2 protein-coding genes are annotated in these 2,313 nt (G+C 48.2%); both read left to right on the top strand.

Annotation, left to right across the window (positions count from 1 at the left end):
- Positions 1-1,168: citrate synthase (locus ACLTD4_RS33795; protein WP_412331982.1), on the top strand; the 1,168-nt coding region annotated here is incomplete at its 5' end.
- A gap of 107 nt (positions 1,169-1,275) precedes the next feature.
- Entirely contained in the window at positions 1,276-2,196 is a 921-nt protein-coding gene (locus ACLTD4_RS33790) for a tyrosine-type recombinase/integrase (protein ID WP_006780789.1), read from the top strand.
- Positions 2,197-2,313 lie beyond the last annotated feature (117 nt).

The following is a 2,313-nucleotide window of genomic DNA, read 5'->3' as shown; positions in this document are numbered from 1 at the left end:
TGTGAAGACACCGTGTGAAGGAAAACTTTTTTACCGCGGCTACAACATTTACGATTTAATCGGCGGAGTCGTTCGCGATAACCGTTACGGGTATGAGGAGATTGCCTACCTGCTGTTATTCGGAGAACTTCCAAACGCGGAACAGATGATGCGTTTCAGAGAGAGTCTGGCGTTCAGCCGGAAACTGCCTACCAATTTCGTGAGAGATGTTGTAATGAAGGCACCCAGCAAAGATATGATGATATCCTTGAGTAAGAGTATTCTGACTCTGGCATCCTATGATGACCAGGCCTGGGATATCTCCATTCCCAACGTGCTCCGTCAGAGCCTGATGTTAATCAGTGTAATGCCGATGCTGGCGGTGTATGGCTATCATGCCTACAACCATTATGAGCGCGATGAGAGTATGTATATTCATCGCCCGGACGAGAATCTTTCCACGGCAGAGAACCTGCTTCGCCTGCTGAGACCGGATAAGAAGTATTCGGAAGTGGAAGCCCACGTTCTCGATTTGGCGTTGATTCTCCACATGGAGCATGGCGGTGGTAATAACTCCACCTTCACCACCCATGTAGTTACCTCCTCAGGAACCGATACCTATTCCGTGGTATCCGCGGCTCTGGCCTCCTTAAAGGGACCGAAGCACGGCGGCGCCAACATCAAGGTAGTCGAGATGATGAAGGATTTGAGAAAAGAAGTCAGCGACACCAAGGACCGTGACGCGGTGGAGGATTATTTAAAACGTCTGTTACATAAAGATGCATTTGACAAGAAGGGTCTTATCTACGGCATGGGCCACGCCGTTTATTCCAAGTCCGACCCACGTGCCGAGATATTTAAACGCTTCGTCAAACAGCTTTCCGAGGAGAAGGGCAGAGAAGAAGATTTCGAGCTGTACTCCATGATAGAAGAGCTTGGTCCGAAGGTAATTTCTGAGGAGCGCAAAATCTACAAAGGCGTCAGCGCCAACGTGGACTTTTACAGCGGCTTCGTGTACAGCATGCTGGATATCCCGGAAGAGATGTTCACACCGATTTTTGCTATTGCCAGAATCGTGGGATGGAGTGCACACCGGATTGAAGAGCTGATTAACATGGATAAGATTATTCGTCCTGCTTATACCAGCGTGATGAAGGAAGAAGTTTATCGTTCTCTGGATGAGCGTTAAGCGGCAGAATAGGGAATACGGGATGGGAAAATATGCTTGCATATTTTCCCATTTTTAGGTATGTTAGTAGAAGAATGGAATAGCAGAGAGAAGGAGGTTTTTTTTATATGAGAAAGCGCAAAAATGTGATAAGTATCACAGAAAGACAGCTGGAGGAGTATGAGGAATATTTGAAAGATGAGGAGCGGAGCCGTGCTACCGTCGAGAAATACCTGAGGGATATCAGAAAATTCCGGAGTTTTATACAGATGGATGGAAATGGAGTAGGGACAGGGGGAGCGGGAAGGGAAAAGGCAGAAAAGTTAGAAAAGTCGGAGAAGTCAGAGAAGGAATGGATACGGGAATACAAGCAGTACTTAAAGGAACATTACAAAACCACCAGCGCCAACTCCATGCTGGCGGCGTTAAACAGCTATGTCAGTTTTCTGGGAAGGGACGATTTAAAGGTCAAATTCTTCCGCATCCAGCACGTCCAGTACAGCCAGCCGGAGAAAGAACTGACCGAGCAGGATTACAAACGCCTGATACAGGCGGCGGAGAAACGGAGGGATATCCGCATGAAAATGCTGCTTCAGACCATCGGCAGCACGGGCATCCGTATCAGCGAGCTGCGGTTTATCACCGTGGAATCCCTGGAGGATGGGCGGACGGACATTTACAACAAGGGGAAATCCAGGATAGCCCTTCTTCCCGACGCGCTGGTCCGATTGTTAAAGAACTATTGCAGGAAAATGGGAATCCGCGGGGGAAGCATTTTCGTGACCAAATCAGGACGGCCCATGGACAGGAGCAATATTAATAAGAAAATGAAGGAACTTGGCAGGGAAGCCGGAGTGGACGAGCGGAAGGTATTTCCCCACAATCTGCGCCACCTGTTTGCCAGAACCTTTTACCGGATAGAGAAGGACGTGGTCCGGCTGATGGATTTGCTGGGACATTCCAGTATCAACACGACACGAATCTACACCATGACCACCGAGGCCCAGCCGAGGAAAACGCTGGCGCGGATGCGGCTGGTTTTTGGATAATAAAAAAGATACCACATGATATAGATTATGCGGTATCAACCATCATCAAGCAGGGGATTTCCCCCTCACGATATAGTCTATTATACCCACTTTCGTAAAAATTGCAAGGTTTGAAAT

Source organism: Hungatella sp. (assembly GCF_046966825.1).
Note: the sequence above shows the minus strand (reverse complement) of the source record. Positions and strands in the feature narration are given on the sequence as shown.

What these genes read in the sequence shown, in the direction of transcription:
- ACLTD4_RS33790 (WP_006780789.1), top strand. Translation starts at nt 1,276, where the DNA reads ATGAGAAAGCGCAAAAATGTGATAAGTATCACAGAAAGACAGCTGGAG.